Source organism: Streptomyces sp. NPDC058955, assembly GCF_042741435.1.
Classification (GTDB): Bacteria; Actinomycetota; Actinomycetes; order Streptomycetales; family Streptomycetaceae; genus Streptomyces.
In genome coordinates this window covers 5,873-22,058 of record NZ_JBHYKM010000031.1, presented here as the reverse complement: position 1 = coordinate 22,058, position 16,186 = coordinate 5,873, and the positions used below count along the sequence as shown (strand labels likewise).

Sequence of the window (16,186 nt, the reverse complement as noted above, 5' to 3'; positions counted from 1 at the left end):
ACGGGCTGGCGGCGGTACACGTCGGTTCATGGCGACGGGGGGCGTCGGCGACTCCGCGACGTGGCGGTGCGTCAGAAGCGAAGTGGGCCGAACTCTCGGACCGTGTCGGCGAGAGCGCCGATCAGCTCGTTCTCCGCCTCGGTGCGCCAGACCAGAGCGAACGACAGGGCCGCCAGGTCCGTGACGGGCAGCCAGCGGATGTTCGGCATGCCCCAGTGCCGAGTGACATGGCTGGGAAAGCCGTGGATGATCTCGCCCATGCCGACCTTGTTGACCAGATCCTCCGGGCTGGCCACCGGGCACCCACGCTCGATCGGCCGACCCTGGGCGGTGTGGAAGGGCAGGTAGCTCTCCTCCCAGTAATCCGGCATGGCAGGTGCGACGGCGTGCTGGAAGTCGGCGAATACCTCCAGCCGCACCGACGTTCGTCCGGCAAGTTCATGGTCGGCGGCCACGGCGAGGACGCGCGGGTCCGTGAACAGGACCGGGCCCACTGTGAGATCCGGTTCATCCACGGGCAGCCAGGTGACGAGGACGTCCATGTCGTTGTCACGGAGCCGGCCGAACGGATCGACGAGCGCCAACTGACGTATCTCCAGCTCCCACTGCGGATGCCGCGAGCGGAAGGCCCTCCAATAGGGGTACAAGTCAACGACGTTGAACGGCATCATGCCGACGCGGAGCCTGCCGGTGACACCGCGGGCGGCCAGCCGGGCGCGTTCCAGGGACTCGTGCAGCCCCGCGTAGACCGGCTGCAAGTCGTCGCGCAGCTGGCGTCCTACGTCGGTCAGGCGCACCGTGCGGCTGGTGCGCTCGAACAGCGCGGCGCCGATGCGCCGTTCCTGTTTTCTGATGGCCTGACTCACCCGCGCCTGCGAGACGCGAAGCCGCTCGGCGCTCCGGCCGAAATGCAGCTCCTCGGCCAGAACCAGAAAGATCTCGATATCCCGCAGCTCCATCACGCCCCCGTACCCTCTGCGGCTCGACAACGCAGGAGCTGTCGAGCCACGAGAGTATAGGTCGATCACAGTCCGCCCGCAGGAGCAGAGCCCGGACCGCGTGCGCTGGTCAGGCGGCCTCGGCCGCCACCGGAGCCGGAGCCGCATGGCGGATTGTTGTGGTCACCGGATCTCGTCAAGGCTTTCCGAGCGCCGCGAGATCAAGAAGATCACCAGGTCGACGCTTCCTCGCGTGGAGGCGGGAGTGATAGCGGGTGTCGGTGGTGACTCTGCCGGTGTGGGAGCCGGCCAGGACGTGCACGCGTATGTTCCTGCCCGCCCATGTAACCGGCACTCGTCGAGTCGTGCTCAGCGCGTCGGACGGTAGGTCGCGATGATCACTCCGCTGCTGGTCGGCTGTGCGCTGACCAGCTCCAGCTTCTTCAGGGTGGCGTCGTCGGCGAACAGCTTCTTGCGTCCTTCACCGGCCACCACGGGGTGGATCAGCAGGACCAGCTCGTCCAGCAGGTCCTGCTCCAGGAGCGAACGCACCAGCGTGGGGCTGCCCGCGACGGTGATGTCCTTCCCCTCGCTCGCCTTGAGTTCTTCGATCGCGGCCGTCAGATCGCCGTTCACGAGCGTGCTGTTCGCCCAGTCGTCCACGCTGTCCAGGGTGGACGAGACGACGTACTTGGGCGAGTCGTTGATCCACTTGGCGAAGCCGGCGTCCTCGCCTTCGGTCACCGTCGGCCAGTACCCGGCCCACTCGGTGAAGGTCACCCGGCCCAGCAGAATCGCGTCGGCCGTCTCCAGCGTCTTCCCCAGCGCCGCGCCCATCTCCTCGTCGAAGGCGAACTGCCACTCGTTCGGCGACTGGACGACGCCATCGAGCGAGACGAAGAGGCCCGAAACGACCTTGCGCATGATTCCTCCGTGATGAGTCAGGGGTCCTCTGCCCGGTCCCCACCGGACACTCTCCGGCCGGTGCGGGCCGACCCCGTCGGCTGTGCCAGGAAGACTATGCGGGCGCTGAGGACGAGGGCTTGTACAGAAGCGACAGCGGCTCCGCCGTGTCCGGAGCTCTCAGCTGAGTGGCGGTCCGGCCGATGAACCGGGTCAAGGACCGCGCCAGGTGCGGCTGGTCGAAATAGCCCAGCCGGTGCACGACGTCCTGCGCCGGTACGCCCTCCTGGATCAGTACCGCCGCCTCGCGGGCCCGGTGAATCTGCCGGATGGCACCCCGGGTGAGGCCCGTCGCCGCGACGAAACGCCGCTGGAGGGTGCGCTCGGACACGTCGGCCGCCGCGCCGCCGAGCACCGCGGGCACGATCGGGTCGCAGTCCACGATGCCCTCACGCACCATGCGCCGTACGAACGCCTCCGCGTTGTCGTAATCCGGCACGTGCCAGGCCGAGCCCTTCAGCCAGACCGAGCGCCGGGTCACGTCGGGTATCTCCGCGCTGGCGCCCACAAGTTGGCTGATCGGCACATGAGGCATCGAGGTGCCGAGAGCGAAGCTGATGCCGAAGAACGTGGCGTCCTGGGGAACGGGAGCCGGACAGGCCCTGGGCTCCGGGCCCAGCACAGCCGCCTGCGCCCGGCCCTCGTGCTCCCAGAAGACAAGCTCCCAGTGCGAGGCCGCGATCGACGTCATCCGCCCCACATCGAAACTGCGGCTGCGCCATACCCGCTCGATGTACGGCAGCTCCGACGGCCGACTCTCGATCTGCAGAACCACCCGGATCGCCCCCCGTTCCACCGCCGTCGGTGCCGCCAGTGTGTCACGCCGTACGAACGACCAAAGCTCCTGCGGGACGCGCGGGGAGGATCCGCGCGGCCCGGCTTGAACGCCCGACGCTGCGTGCGGGACTGCTGCAGGCGTTCCTCCCCGTCGGCCTCCCCTACGCGCTCGGCTGGGACGTCGCCGGCACCGTGGCCGAGAGCGCCGCCGAGGCGCAGGGGTTCGCCGTGGGCGACGGCGTCTTCGGACGGCTCTACGACGGCGGTGCGGCCACCGCGAAGTACGTTCGGCGCCCGCCGCCCACCTGGTCGCGGTGCCGAAGCTCGGTCTCGGCCCGCGGCCGCTGGGTCACGGGCGTGCGTTGTCGAGCCGGCGGGCGGGCTGCTTCGGCGCGGCGGGTTCCTTGGCTGCCGGCTCGAGTGCGAGGAGGACGAGCCCGGCGCAGATCGGGACGTAGACGAAGGTGTCGCCCGGCTGCCACGGCTCGCCCAGGAACGTCAGGGAGACCAGCACCAGCAGTACCGGCTCGACGTAGCTGAGCACTCCGAACAGGGAGAACGGCAGGACACGGCTGGCGGTCAGGTACAGCGCGAACCCGGCGGCGCTGAGAAGCCCGAGCAGGACGAGTCCGCCGATCAGCTGTGGGCGGTGGAGGACCGTTCCCAGCGACGGCCTGACCGCCAGGACGACGACCGAGAAGGGGAGCATCGCGCCGAGCTCGAAGAGCTGGGCCGCGGCGGAGTCCAGGGCGAAGGCACGTCGGCTGATGAAGTAGAGCGGAAGCCCGAGCGCGACCAGCAGGGTGGGCCAGCGCAGCCCGCCGGCGAAGACCACGGCCGCCGTGACTCCCGCGGCGGCGCAGAGTACGGCCGCGGTCCGCCGACGGGAGAGCTTCTCGCGGTAGAACACGACGCTGACCACCACCATGACCAGCGGCAGGATCAGATAGCCCAGAGACAGATCGAGGCCGTGCCCGCTCTGGGGCGCCCATCCGAACAGCCACAGCTGCAGCCCCAGGAGAGCGGCGTCCAGGACCAGAACGCCTGCCAGGTGCGGTGTCGCGCGCAGACGGGCGACCAGCTCCGCCGCCTGGTCCCACATCCGCGCCACGCAGAAGTAGGCGGCCAGGAAGGCGACCATCGCGACGATGCGGTATCCCAGGATCTGCTCGGGGTCCAGCGGCAGAAGGTGCGGGGGGATCATGAAAATGGTTCCGAAGATGACCGACGCTCCGACCGAGGACGAAATCCCGGACGCGGGGACGGAGGGGGTGCGCGCGTTCATGTGGGCGTGAGTGCCTTCCACGGAGGCGGGGAGCGTGAGTTGCCCTGGGACCGACCAGCGGCGGCCCCAGCGGCGGCCTCCAGCGTCTCCCACATCACCCGTAAGGACCAGCGACTAATACTGGAGCTGATTCATTAGGATTTGTGGATGGCTCTGTCTGATCTCCACCGCATGAGGATGCTTCGCGAACTCGCCGACCGGGGAACCCTCGCCGCCGTGGCCGCCGCGATCGGCTACAGCCCCTCGGCGGTCTCCCAGCAGCTGGCCGTACTGGAGCGAGAGGCCGGTGCCCGCCTGGTCGAGCCGGCCGGTCGGGGAGTCCGCCTCACCGACGCCGGAAAGGTGCTCGCCCGTCACGCCACGGTCCTGCTGAACGCCGCCGAAGCCGCCGAAACCGAGCTGGCGAACCTGACCCACGAAGTCCGCGGCAGGATCCGAGCCGTGGGTCTGCAATCCGCAGCCCGCCGTCTGCTCATCCCCGCGCTGGTCGAGGTGGCACGCCTGCACCCACTGGTCGAGGTCGAGATCACGGAGCTCGAACTCGAAGTGGCCCTGCCCGAGCTGCGCCTGGGCACCGTCGACCTCGTCATCAGCGACGAGTACGAGGGCCATCCCCGCCCGCGTCCCGACGGCGTGGACCATCACCTGCTCCTGCGCGAAGGGACACGCCTGGTCCTACCGGCAGGACATCCGCTCGCCGCCCACCCCGGGCCCGTTGCACTTTCCTCGCTGCGCCACGAGGTGTGGGCCTCCTCGAGCAGCGGTACGGGACACCACGCCATGATCATCGGAACCTGCCGGGCGCACGGAGGATTCGACCCCGACCTCAGGCACCGGTCCAACGACGCCGACGTCCAGCTCGAACTCGTCCGCAGCGCAGGCGCAGTGACCCTGTTGCCCGATCTGACCCTGCCGGCCGCAGACCCGCGCCTGGCCATCCGCGACCTCGCCGGCACCAGCCTGACCCGACGGCTCTACGCCGTGACCCGCCGGCAGTCGCAGACCTCACCGGCACTCAACGCCTACCTCGAAGCCCTGCACCAGCAATGCTGACCTCGCCCCCGCCCGCGCCCGCCCCCCTCGGGCGCGGGGAGCAGGCGTGGCGGTGTCCTCGCTTGTACGGGCGACGGCGGCGACTGTGGAGGCCGGTCGCCCGCTCGCCTGGTGGGGGCAGGGCTGATCAGAAGATTCTGTCGTAATTGGTCCAGCTCGTGACGTCGGTCTTCACTCCGGGCTTGAGCGGGCTCTTCCAGTCTCCGGTGCCGGAGTAGAAGGTGACGCCGTGGGAGGTGGGGGTGGGGGTGATGGCGGCCATGAGGTCGGCGCGGCCGTCGCCGTTGGCGTCGCCCACGCCGACGAGGTCCAGGAAGCCGCCCCAGCCTCCGCCGACCCTGGTGCGGGCGGCGAAGGTGCCGTCGCCCTTGCCGAGGTACAGCCACAGGACGCCGCCCTTGTCGCGGGCGAGGAGATCGCCGGCGGGGCCGCCGGCGAGGTTCCCGACGGCGGTGACCTCGTTGTAGATGCCCCAGCCGCCGCCCACCCGCTTGCGGGCGGAGAAGGGGGCGGACGCGTTGCCGGTTCCGGGGTAGAGCCACAGGACGCCGGCCTTGTCGGTGGCCAGGCCGTCGGGGCGGCCGTCGCCGGTGACGTCGCTGCCGGCCGCGATCCGGTCGTACGTCTGCCAGCCGCCGCCAATCCGGGTGCGGCCGGAGAGCGGCTTGTCACGGTTTCCGGTGCCCTGGTAGAGCCACAGGACGCCGCTCGTGTCGCGGGCCAGGACATCGGGGGCGGTGGTGCCCGCGATGTCGCCGGCGGTCTCCAGTCGGTCGTACACCTGCCAGCCGCCGCCGACCTGCGACCAGTGAAGGCTCCGGACCGGGCCGCCCACGGCAGTGGACTGGGACCGGAAGAACCGGAGGAGGCCGCCGGGCTCGCGGCCGAAGACGTCGGCCGTACCGTCGCCGTCGAAGTCGTGGGGCGCCGGGGGCCGGTTGACCGTGATACGGCCGGAGAGCCGCAGCTCGGGCCCGATGCCCTCGTCCGGCGCGGCCGTGAGGGTCCACTCGTACGCGCCGCCGCGTGCCGGGCCCGGCTTCTCGGTGCCCAGGTCGCGGCCGTCCCAGTGCCAGCCGAGGGTGCGCGGCGTCGTCGCGGCGGGGTCCCATGACGTAAAGGTCCGAGCGCCGCTGGCGACGTGGGTGAGGGTCAGTGTCGCCCGGACATCGCCGCGGGACAGGTTCCATCCGAAGTCGACACCGTCCGCGACCTGTTCGCCGGTGAGCGTCGCCGGGGTGGTGGTGCCCGTCACGGTCACGGTCGTCGACTGCCCGGTGGACGCGACCAGTTCGACGTCCGGCCGGCCGCCGTCGGTGCGCGGCGAGATCCGGTACAGCCCCTCGCCCCGGTCGGGCGTGCCGCCTCGTACCAGGAGCGAGCCGTCGGGTCCGGACACGGCGGAGGAGAACGCGGTCAGCACGACGGCCTTCTCACCGGTCGCGATCGACTGGACGGTGAAGGGCCGCACCGTGGGCTGTCCGGTGCGGGCGGTCGTGTCGATGTGGGCCTGCTGGCCGTACGCCAGCCAGTCGCCGACCAGGTACAGCGGGTCGGACGAGTGGCCTCCGCCCTGGCTCCATGTGTACGCGGTCGCGTCGCCGGGACGGTCGACGGCGATCCCGTCGCCGCCCGGTACCCGGGTCTGGCGCCAGGCCACGTGGGTGGCGGAGACCGCGCCCGGCCCGGCGTACTCACCGTCGGCCTGCGGGTACCAGGACGACTGGCCGGTCACGAGATCGACGAAGATCTTGGCGGGTATCCTCTCGTCGGCGATCCAGCAGTCGTAGAGCACGAAACGCGTGTCGGCCCAGCCGCCCTCGGCCGGCTCCCAGCAGTCGACCTGGACTCCGCCGGCCGTCTTGCGGGGCTGCTGCGGACCGCCGGCGAGCACGTCGGCGTCGAGCGTGAGGGCGTACTGCACGGTGTTGCCGTTCTCGTCCCGCGCGAGGAGGAGGTGGTCACCGGCCAGGCCCACGACGTAGTAGCCGTCGCCGAGCGCGTCGAGGTAGATCACCAGCGGTGCCGTGCCTGGCCGCGCCATGTCGCGGACCTCGACGAGCCGGGCGGACGCCTGCGTGGACCGGTCGCCCGAGACGACGAGATCGCTGCCGCCGCCGAGCGCGTAGGTGCCCGGCAGGACGAGCGAGGACCCGTCCGCGTACCGAGTCCACCGGAACTCGGGAATCGCGCCCCGGGTCTTCGACAGGAAGCCACTGGGGCCCGCCCCGACGACATCCGCGGCAGTCGGGAACGGGACGACGGTCTCCTGCGGACTCTCCTGCGTACCCGGCGGCGTCGCGGCCGCGGCCGGGAGCACGCAGACGGTGCCGCCGGTGACGGCGAGGACGACGGTGGCCGCGATGGCGGCGAGACGGTGGTGGCGGTGCCGGCGGTGATGCGTGTGGACTGTGTGGACGCGTGTCACGTGGTGGTTCCCTCCCCTGGAGGTGGGGAGGCTACCGGACGGGGAATATGCCTCCGTCACCGGGCTGCGGTCGTCAAGAGTGCAGGCCAGGACGTTCTTGGGGGTGGGTCGCCAGACCCACCTGGTGGGAAGAGGTCACGGAGGAGGTGCGGGTGATCAGGTCCGCCCGTTCACCGGCGTCGGTGATACCCGGCCGAGTCGGGGCAGCGGCTCCGTATGTCCGGATGACCGGCTGTCGTGACGCTGCGGTTGCCGTCTTACCGCGCATACCGCTGCCTCTGCCTCTCCCCGGCTCTGTGGCAGGATGCACGCTCCCGCGAGCGCGGTCACAGCCGCTCCAGACAGCAGGCAACCCGCCCGCGTAAAGCCCACACCCAGGCCCTCCCCCTGCCTCGCCCCGCAGCGCAGCACGGCCTGTTCGCCGTGCTGCAAGCATCTTCGGGTTGAGCGGGGGTAAGGGGCACGCACTCCGGCTCCTCAGAGTTTGCCTGCCACGAGGACGGTGCGATGCCCCCCGAGCGCGCGGGAGAGACCGGCGAGGAACGCGGGGCTGAAGTCGGGCCAGTCCCAGAACTCGAAACCGAGATGCCCGAAGACGAAGTAGTCATCCGACCAGGTCCACGCCGTCAGGTCACCAGTGCTCCGACACTGCGGGCAGGCGACTGCCGCGCTGCCTGTGTCGCTCCAGTCGTTGATGGCCTCGCCGAAGGGCTCCCACACGCCCTCGATCTCCTCCAGCCGGTCGGTGTAGAAGTCGGTCCGCCCGGCACAATGGGGGCACACCGCGAACATGGGTTCGCCTTGACCGCAGTCGAACACGGTGCGCCCGGTCTCGATCCTGAGTCCGCCACTCGGCTCCCCGTCCTCCTGACCGACTGCCTTGGCCCAGAAGAGACCGGGCGGATGCCCCGACGGCGCTCCTAGAACGCAATCGGTGAGTTCGGCCCGGACGATCCCCTCCCTCACCAGCCAGTCGAGTCCGGTGTCTGCCAGGGTGCGGGCGTCCGCCGGCGCGGCGTCGAGGTCGACGACGGTCTGAAAGTAGTTCCCCATGAGGCAACAGTAGAAGCTGCCACTGACAGCACGTCACTGGGCCAGAGGGCCACACCTGCTCCGTGCGCGTGACGCCCCGGACCACCAAGGCGGAACCGACGACCGTGACGCGTTTTGCGGGTCGATACCTTCCGTGGGCGCGGGGAGCAGCTCTTCGCCGGTGAGCTCCGCCCTCTGTCGGGCCGGCGGCACCGGGGCCGTGTTGTCAGTGGGCTGCGGCAAGATGCGGAGCATGTGACGGGGGGGTCCGGCAGGGGCGCGGGACCTGCGAACCCGTCCAAGTGAGGAGGTGCGCTGTGCACGGGCCGGCCACGGACGACGAACGGACCGCTGAGGAACGGCGACTGCACTATGAGCGATGGCAGTGGGGCGGAAGGCTGCCGAGCGAGAGACTCCGCGCCGCCCGCGGAAGCAACGTCCTCGGCCTGCTCGCCTTCGACAGCGATCTGGTGCACGCCCTCGATGCCGCGGGAGCCGTCGTCCAGCGTTCCGTGGCGCTGCTGGCCGCACGCCGGGCATGCGAGACGGCCGGCCTGACCACCGTGCCGTGGGTCGCCGCAGCGCTCACCGCGCTGACGGAAGGCCAACCGCTTCCACCGCCCTTCGACGACACGGCCCGGATGTGGGAGACTCTGCGCTCCACACCGCTCGCGCCGGGCCCGACGGTGCGAGGGGCGGTACCCCCCGAACGACCGCCCTACTTTCCCCCGACGCCCGCCGGATGGGCATGGATCCCGACCTCACAGCCGAGCGACGACGGGGCGAAGCACTACGAACTCGGAAGGCTTCCGGAAGGCCCCCCACCGGCGGCTTCCGAGTCAGACGACAAGTTGTCGGCAGCACGCACAGCCGTCGGACCCGTCCCCGCCTTCGTCACCCCCATGGCGCTGACGCACCCCGCCCGCACACCGCGGGTCCGCGAACCGATCTCGCAACCGCACTTCGCACTGCCCGCCATACTCGCTGCCGCCGATCCTTCCCCGCTCAAAGCGGCTCTGGACGCGGTGTGGCATGCCCTGGCGACGTACGGAGAGCGCTACCCGGAGTTCCTCGAGGAGATCCGGTCGTACTGCGCCGCCCCGCCGGCAGGGAAGCAGAACCCTCGCTCTCGGCAACCCTGATCCCCCACAGCGAGATCCGCGGACCGCTCCTCGTACGTCACGTTCTGGGGCAAGGGACATGGGGCATGGGGTCACGGGGCATGGCCCGGCACCCCCGTTCAGGTTCCGGGGAGGATGCGGCGTGTTTCGTAGGCCCACATCGCGATCTCGACCCGGTTGCGGGCGCCGAGTTTGGCCATCAGGCTGGCCAGATGCGTCTTCACCGTGCTGAGGCTGATGTGCAGCGCATCGGCGATCTCGGTGTTGGTGAGCCCGCGGGCGACGGCGAGGAGGACCTGCTCCTCGCGGGCGGTGACGGGTGAGACCGGCTGGGCCGCGGGACGGCCGGCGGGCAGGTCCGCGAACGCCTGGAGCAGACGGACGGTGACGCTGGGAGCGATGAGCGCCTCGCCGTCGGACGCCGAGCGCACGGCCTGGGCCAGAAGGTCCGGTCCCGTGTCCTTGAGGAGGAATCCGCGGGCGCCGGCGCGCAGCGCGCCGTAGACGTACTCGTCGAGGTCGAACGTGGTGATGACGACCACGGCCAGCGGGTCGACGACGCCCGGGCCGGCGACCAGCCGGGTGGCCTCGAGCCCGTCGAGTGCGGGCATGCGGATGTCGAACAGGCAGACGTCGGGGCGCAGTTCGCGGGCCATGCGTACCGCTTCCCGCCCGTCGGCGGCCTCGCCGACCACCTCGATGCCGGGCTGGGCGTTCAGCATGATCCGCAGCCCGGTGCGGATGATCGTCTGGTCGTCAGCGACGAGGACGCGGATGGGCACCGCTCTCGGTCCTCCCTCTCGGCAGCTCGGCTTCGACATGCCAGCCCTGGTCGGCGCAGGGGCCGGCTTGTAGTGTGCCGCCGAGCAGGGTCGCGCGCTCGCGCAGTCCGGTAAGTCCGTATCCGTCGCGACCTCGGCCGGTGCGTTGGCCGTTGTCGCGCACGGTCACCCGTACCGCGTGCCGTTCCGCGGCGACCCGGACGACGAGTTCGGTCGCGTCGACCGCATGGCGCATCGTGTTGGTCACCGACTCCTGCACGATGCGGTAGACGGCCGCGTCCAGGGCCGGGGGCAGCGTGTCCAGCTCGCCGTCGAGCCCCAGGTCGACCTTGAGGCGGCCGGCCGGGGTGCGCACCAGGCGCTCCAGATCCGCGACGCCGGCCGGGGGCGCCAGTTCGGCGCCGACCCCGCGGTCGCGCAGCGTGGCGACCATGGCGCGCATTTCCTCCAGCGTGCGCGCCCCTTCCTCTTCGACCCCCTCCAGCGCCTCGACGGCGGCGGACGGGTCGGTGCCCGCGAGCACCCGGCCCGCCTGGGCGATGATCACCATGGCCGACACGTGGTGGGCCACCGTGTCGTGCAGTTCCCGGGCGAGCTGCTCGCGCTCGCGGGAGCGCACCTGCTCCAACTGCCGCTCGCGGGCGGTCACCCGGAACCGCACGGCGGCCCCGATCGCGCCGGGGAGCAGCAGGAAGACGAGGCCCACGACCTGTTCGGCGGCCGGGGTCTCGTCCGTGAGGGCACACAGCGTGAAGGCCGCGAGAATCACCGCGCCGCCCAGTACGATCTCGCGTCCCGATCCCCACCGGGGCAGCGCGTACACCAGCACGAGCACGACCGCGCCGGTGTACAGGCCGACGGGCTCGCGCGGTGCGGCGACGAGCGAGGCCACCGGAGGCACGATCACCGCGCCGAACGCCAGCGTGACCATCGCCAGCGGGCGGGTCCGGCGCCACAGTGTCAGCAGGCACAGCCATGCCGCCAACACCACCGCCACCGGCCGCCACACGACGTTCTCGCTCAGGGTGGCCTCCAGGACCACACCGCCCAGGCCCGCGGCGAGCAGCGCCCAGTCCCGCCAGACCCGGGTGGGCGCGTCGGGCGGCCGGGGTTCGGTCCACAGGGTTCGCAGGTCGTCTCGCAGCACGGTTCTCAGCGTAGGGGCCGCGGCGTGCCGCGCATCGGCCGAAAGGACGGGTCGTCGCTCCGACTTGGGGCCGACGGATCCGTGGCCCGCGAGCCGATGCCGCGGAGCGGCGTGGCGGCGAACCTCGGCATCGGCGGCCGTACAAGGACGGCCGACGAGGTGGTTGGAGGACCAGATGCTCTCGAAAGCCCTGTTGCGCCTGGGCGCAGGCGCCGCCCGCCATCCCTGGCGGGTGATCGCGGCATGGCTGGTCGCCGCCACGCTCGCCGTCCTCGCCGCCGTCGCGTTCGGCGGGCGGAACGCGGACTCGATGACCGCTCCGGGACTGGACTCCCAGCGGGCCGCGGAACTGATCGAGCGGGCCGGCACCGGCCAGGAGGGGATGACCGCGCAGGTGGTGGTCACCCCCCTCGACGGTGCTGCGACGTTCTTCGGCCACGGCGGCGCGCGCACCGCTCTCGCGCGGCTGCAGACCGAGGTGGATGGGTTGCCGCACGTGCTCGGCACGAGCGACCCGGCGGGGGCGCTCGACGCGGGCGGGGACGCCGCCGTGCGCGGCGGCCTCGTCTCGGCCGACGGGCGGGTCGCGGTCGTCCGGGTGCAGTACCCCGACCAGAACCGGCTGTCGGCCGAGGACCTCGACGCCCTGGTCGATCTCGGCGACCGGCTGCGCGCCGAGCTGCCCCTGCGCATCGAGATGGGCGGGGGCCTCTTCTACGCCTTCTCCGACCCCGGCGGCGGCACGAGCGAGCTGATCGGCCTCCTCGCGGCGGCCACGATCCTGTTCCTGGCGTTCGGTTCGCTCGTCGCCGCGGCGCTGCCGATCGGCATGGCGGTCTTCGGACTGACCGTCGGGGTCGCCACGATGACGGTACTGGCGGGGGTGACAGACGTCCCGACCTTCGCCCCGATCCTGGGCAGCATGGTCGGGCTCGGAGTGGGCATCGACTACGCGTTGTTCGTGCTCGCCAGGCACCGGGAGTACCTGGCGGGCGGGCTCGATCCCCGCGAGGCGGCGGGGCGGGCGGTGGCCACGGCGGGGCGGCCCGTGGTCTTCGCCGGCGGCACCGTCGTCGTGTCGATCCTCGGACTGGCGGTCGCGAACGTGCCGTTCATGACGGTGGGCGGGCTCGCCGTCTCGATCGTCGTCCTGATCATGGTGGTCGCGTCGGTGACGCTGCTGCCGGCCTTCCTCGGCGCCGCAGGCCCGCGTCTGGGCCGGGCCGGCCGGATCGGTCGGATCGGTCGGATCGGTCGGATCGGTCGGACTCTGCAGGCCCGGAATCCGGGCCGACTCACACGGCGGGGGGACCCGGCGGCGGGCGCCGCCCCCGCCGCCAGGTGGCGGCGCTGGATCGGGCACGTCAGCCGGCATCCGGTGCCGTACGCGGTCGGCGCGGCGGGGCTGCTGCTGACCGCGACGCTGCCCGTGCTCGGCCTGCGCGTCGGCCTGCCCGACGACGGCTCACTGCCCCACAGCCGTACCGAGCGCCGCGCCTACGACCTCGTCGCCGAGGGGTTCGGCCCGGGCACCAACGGTCCCCTCGTCATCGCCGCGGATCCCGCCGGTGATCCGGGAGTGGTGGACCGGATCGTCGGGGCGGTCACAGCTGATCCGGGGATCGCATCCGTCGCGCCGACGCACATCGACCGGGCCACCGGCATCGCGACCCTCGTGGTGTTCCCGACCACCAGTCCTCAGGACAAGGCCACGGCCGACACCATCGCCCGGCTGCGCGCCGACGTGCTGCCCACGGCGATCGGGCCCGGCCCGGCCAGGGCCCACGTCGGTGGCGCCGCCGCGAGCCTGTCCGATGTGGGCCGACGCACCAGTCAACGCCTGCCGGTACTCGTCGCCGCCGTGCTGGCGATGTCGTTCCTGCTGCTGATGCTGGGCTTCCGCTCGATCCTCGTACCGCTCAAGGCGGTACTGCTGAACCTGCTGAGCATCGGCGCGGCCTACGGCATCATGGTCGCGGTCTTCCAGTGGGGCTGGGCAGGCGCGCTCATCGGGCTGGAAGCGACCGTTCCGATCGTGTCGTTCATCCCGATGTTCCTCTTCGCCATCCTGTTCGGCCTGTCGATGGACTACGAGGTGTTCCTCCTCTCCCGCGTACGCGAGGAGTACCAGCGCACCGGCGACAACCGCACGGCGATCGTCGAGGGCGTCTCGGGCACGGCCCGGATCATCACCTCGGCCGCCCTCATCATGGTGGCGGTCTTCCTGTCCTTCGCCATCGCCAACGACCCGTCCACCAAGATGTTCGGGCTCGGCCTGGCCACCGCGATCTTCATCGACGCCACCGTCGTCCGCATGGTGCTGGTACCGGCGACGATGACTCTCCTCGGCCGGGCCAACTGGTGGCTGCCCAAGTGGCTGGACCGGATGCTTCCCCGGGGGCCGGTCGGCACCGACGAAACAGGCGGCACCGAAGACACCGACGCGGAATCCACGGGTGGGGCCCCGCGTCCACGGCTGGCTGACCGCTGACTCGGCTCCGGCGCCGTCGCTGACGGTCGGCCACCTCTGCAGGTCCTCTTCTTCCGGTTGGCGGGTCGGCGGTCCGGTCTTTCTTCTCCGGGATGACCGCCTTGATACGGCGTGTGTGCGGGTGGGCGCGGTTTCTTGGGACGAGCACGCCTTGTCCCGGGCGACCGCGTCCGGCCGGATCGGTCGGCGGCGGCGGCGTGGACCTTGCTGGTCTGCCCGCCGCTGGAACGCCCGAGGAGGCCGGCCTTCAGCCGGAGTTTCCGCCTCGTCGTGGCGGCAGCCTGGGGTGAGGGCACCCTCCACCCGGCGTACCGCGACGGGATGGAGGACCAGCTCGGCCCGGCCCTCAACGCCGTCGCGCTCTGGACGGCGAGGTACATCGACGCCACCGTCGCCGGCTCCGCACCGAAGGCGCCACCTACTCGCTGGTCATCCAGTCGCTTCCGCGACAGCGACGGGCTGCGGCCGGGTCCGCATGCCCCAGCGCGCAAGAGACGGGCCGACGGCGCCCAGTACCGCGAAGAACACCGCCAGCAGCAGCCAACCCTTCGTCCCGAGGCCGAGCACCACCGTGGTGAGGATCGCGGGGGCGAGAGCCTGGCCCGCGTTGAAGCCGAGCCCGAGGACGCCTTGGTACTGGCCCTGGGCGTGGTCGGGGGCGAGACCGAAGCCCAGGGCGAAGCACGCCGAGGACTCCCAGACCTCTCCCAGGCTGTGGACGAAGATCGCGGCCAGGACCAGTCCCGCGGCGGCCCAGACCGGAGCGTACGCCGCGAGCGCCATCATCGGGCAGCTGACGAGGAAGAGCAGCCCGGCCATGCGAAACGCCCGGCCGCCGTCGTACGGGGTCTCGATGCGCGCGCCGATCCTGGTCTGCATCAACACGCAGAAGAGGGAGTTGACGGCGAACAGCGCGGCCACCGTCCAGCGGGGCGCTTCGGTGTGCTCGGAGATCCAGATCGGCAGGAGCAGCGAGACCACCGGGTACTGCAGTCCCATGGCCCCGTAGAGGACGGTGAACGCCAGGAAAGGACGATCCCTGAGGACGAGCCAGCGCCCCTCTTGCGGCGGTGCTGGCAGTACCGGATAGCGGGGCAGCAGGAGCAGCAGCAGCGCGCACAGGGCGAAGCTCGCCGCGTTGCCGAGGATCACCGCGACATACGCGCCGCGGGTGTCCGCGGCCAGAGCCAGCCCCGCACCCAACGTCCCCAGGACGACACCCAGGTTGACGAACGTACGCAGCTTCGCCCGGAACAGGGCCGGGCGCTCACCCCCGACCCGGGCCACCAGGGCGCCCAACGCTGCCCCGCCGGCCGCCGCGGCGACCTGGTCGACGGTCGCGATGACCGTAAGCATCGCCCAGCTCTCGACGAAGACGAGAGCCGCCATCGACACCGCCTGGGCCGCGAGGGCCACCATCATGATCATGCGCGCCCCGCGCCGGTCGGCCAGATGCCCGCCGGGGATCCCCGCGCACAGGCCGATCACTCCGGCGATGGTGAGCGCGGCACCGACCTGCACCGCGGGCAGGCCCACGACCAATATGAAATAGAGCGCCGACGTCGCGTTGAACAGACCATTGCCGACCCGGTTGACGAAACTGGCGGCGATCAGCACGCGCTCCGGCCTGCTGTCCCCCGCCATGCGGCCTATTCGGCCTGCCAGATCCCCCTTGATCATGGACAGCAGGCTAACAGCGGCCGCTGATCCAGCAGCAGCCGACAGGGGCGAAGGGCGGAAACGGAGGACGGGGGCGGAAGGCTGAGGCGTAGGCGGAGGCGGCGCGCATCCAACGAATCCGGCCGCTTCAGGGCATGTACTCGCCGTACTCGGCCAGGAGAGTGCGGAGCCGGGCTGTTTGCTCGTCGGCGCGGCCTTTGCGCTTGCTCTTGTTGTTCCGCTTCCACACTCCGAGCCGCTTCTCGCTTCCGTCGGCGGAATGCGGCTGAGGCATGCGGTCGTGGTCGGCAGCCCAGACGCGCAGTTCGTCCAATGTGGCGTTCCAGGCGTCCTGCTGCGGGGTCCATGCCCAGCCGGGCAGCTCTTCCAGAGCGGCGGGGGGGGGCGGGGGGGGGGGGGGGGGGCCGGGGGGGGGGGGGGGGTGGGGTATTGGGCGCGCCGGGGCGCCGCCCCACGACACCGGGGGGGGGGGTGCGGGGCGGCCCCGCG

The 16,186-nt window shown here is 71.4% G+C and carries 13 protein-coding genes; 3 read left to right on the top strand and 10 right to left on the bottom strand.

Translation table 11 applies throughout. The features are described 5' to 3' along the window. Positions 1-71 precede the first annotated feature (71 nt). From ACFW1I_RS14925 to rarD, 4 genes are all read right to left on the bottom strand, one after another. Positions 72-959, bottom strand: coding sequence for a LysR family transcriptional regulator (locus ACFW1I_RS14925; RefSeq protein ID WP_384669911.1), 888 nt, complete (start codon positions 957-959; stop codon positions 72-74). Positions 960-1,307: 348 nt separating this feature from the next. Beyond that, entirely contained in the window at positions 1,308-1,862 is a 555-nt protein-coding gene (locus ACFW1I_RS14920) for a dihydrofolate reductase family protein (RefSeq protein WP_384669851.1), read from the bottom strand. A 94-nt stretch (positions 1,863-1,956) separates the two neighbouring features. Further along, the gene (locus ACFW1I_RS14915; RefSeq protein ID WP_384669850.1) at positions 1,957-2,676 is read right to left on the bottom strand and encodes a helix-turn-helix domain-containing protein; all 720 of its coding nucleotides are present in this window, start codon (positions 2,674-2,676) and stop codon (positions 1,957-1,959) included. 351 nt (positions 2,677-3,027) lie between these two features. Continuing rightward, entirely contained in the window at positions 3,028-3,963 is a 936-nt protein-coding gene (rarD, locus tag ACFW1I_RS14910) for an EamA family transporter RarD (RefSeq protein WP_384669848.1), read from the bottom strand. Positions 3,964-4,110: 147 nt separating this feature from the next. Here rarD and ACFW1I_RS14905 point away from each other — a divergent pair, with 147 nt between their 5' ends. Beyond that, entirely contained in the window at positions 4,111-5,016 is a 906-nt protein-coding gene (locus ACFW1I_RS14905; RefSeq protein WP_384669846.1) for a LysR family transcriptional regulator, read from the top strand. Between the two features lie 127 nt (positions 5,017-5,143). On the opposite strand, the gene ACFW1I_RS14900 is transcribed toward ACFW1I_RS14905, so the two are convergent. Both ACFW1I_RS14900 and ACFW1I_RS14895 read right to left on the bottom strand, forming a co-directional pair. After that, complete coding sequence (locus ACFW1I_RS14900) at positions 5,144-7,444, bottom strand: FG-GAP repeat domain-containing protein (RefSeq protein ID WP_384669844.1); 2,301 nt, start codon at positions 7,442-7,444, stop codon at positions 5,144-5,146. Positions 7,445-7,921: 477 nt separating this feature from the next. After that, positions 7,922-8,497, bottom strand: a complete 576-nt coding sequence (locus ACFW1I_RS14895; protein WP_384669843.1) for a hypothetical protein — start codon at positions 8,495-8,497, stop codon at positions 7,922-7,924. A gap of 296 nt (positions 8,498-8,793) precedes the next feature. Here ACFW1I_RS14895 and ACFW1I_RS14890 point away from each other — a divergent pair, with 296 nt between their 5' ends. Then, complete coding sequence (locus tag ACFW1I_RS14890; RefSeq protein ID WP_384669842.1) at positions 8,794-9,618, top strand: hypothetical protein; 825 nt, start codon at positions 8,794-8,796, stop codon at positions 9,616-9,618. A 98-nt stretch (positions 9,619-9,716) separates the two neighbouring features. Here the strand turns inward: ACFW1I_RS14890 and ACFW1I_RS14885 are convergent, their stop codons facing one another. Both ACFW1I_RS14885 and ACFW1I_RS14880 read right to left on the bottom strand, forming a co-directional pair. Then, positions 9,717-10,379 carry a response regulator gene (locus tag ACFW1I_RS14885; RefSeq protein WP_384669840.1) on the bottom strand — a complete coding sequence of 221 codons (663 nt, stop codon included), beginning with the start codon at positions 10,377-10,379 and terminating at the stop codon, positions 9,717-9,719. Next, positions 10,354-11,526: a sensor histidine kinase gene (locus ACFW1I_RS14880; RefSeq protein ID WP_384669838.1), complete on the bottom strand. Its 1,173-nt coding sequence runs from the start codon at positions 11,524-11,526 to the stop codon at positions 10,354-10,356. The genes ACFW1I_RS14885 and ACFW1I_RS14880 overlap by 26 nt, the downstream gene beginning before the upstream one ends. Before the next feature lie 175 nt (positions 11,527-11,701). On the opposite strand from ACFW1I_RS14880, the gene ACFW1I_RS14875 reads away from it, so the two are divergent. Further along, positions 11,702-14,017 carry an MMPL family transporter gene (locus ACFW1I_RS14875; RefSeq protein ID WP_384669836.1) on the top strand — a complete coding sequence of 772 codons (2,316 nt, stop codon included), beginning with the start codon at positions 11,702-11,704 and terminating at the stop codon, positions 14,015-14,017. Positions 14,018-14,446: 429 nt separating this feature from the next. On the opposite strand, the gene ACFW1I_RS14870 is transcribed toward ACFW1I_RS14875, so the two are convergent. Further along, positions 14,447-15,697, bottom strand: coding sequence for an MFS transporter (locus tag ACFW1I_RS14870; protein WP_384669835.1), 1,251 nt, complete (start codon positions 15,695-15,697; stop codon positions 14,447-14,449). A 127-nt stretch (positions 15,698-15,824) separates the two neighbouring features. After that, positions 15,825-15,971: a hypothetical protein gene (locus tag ACFW1I_RS14865; RefSeq protein ID WP_384669834.1), complete on the bottom strand. Its 147-nt coding sequence runs from the start codon at positions 15,969-15,971 to the stop codon at positions 15,825-15,827. Positions 15,972-16,186 lie beyond the last annotated feature (215 nt).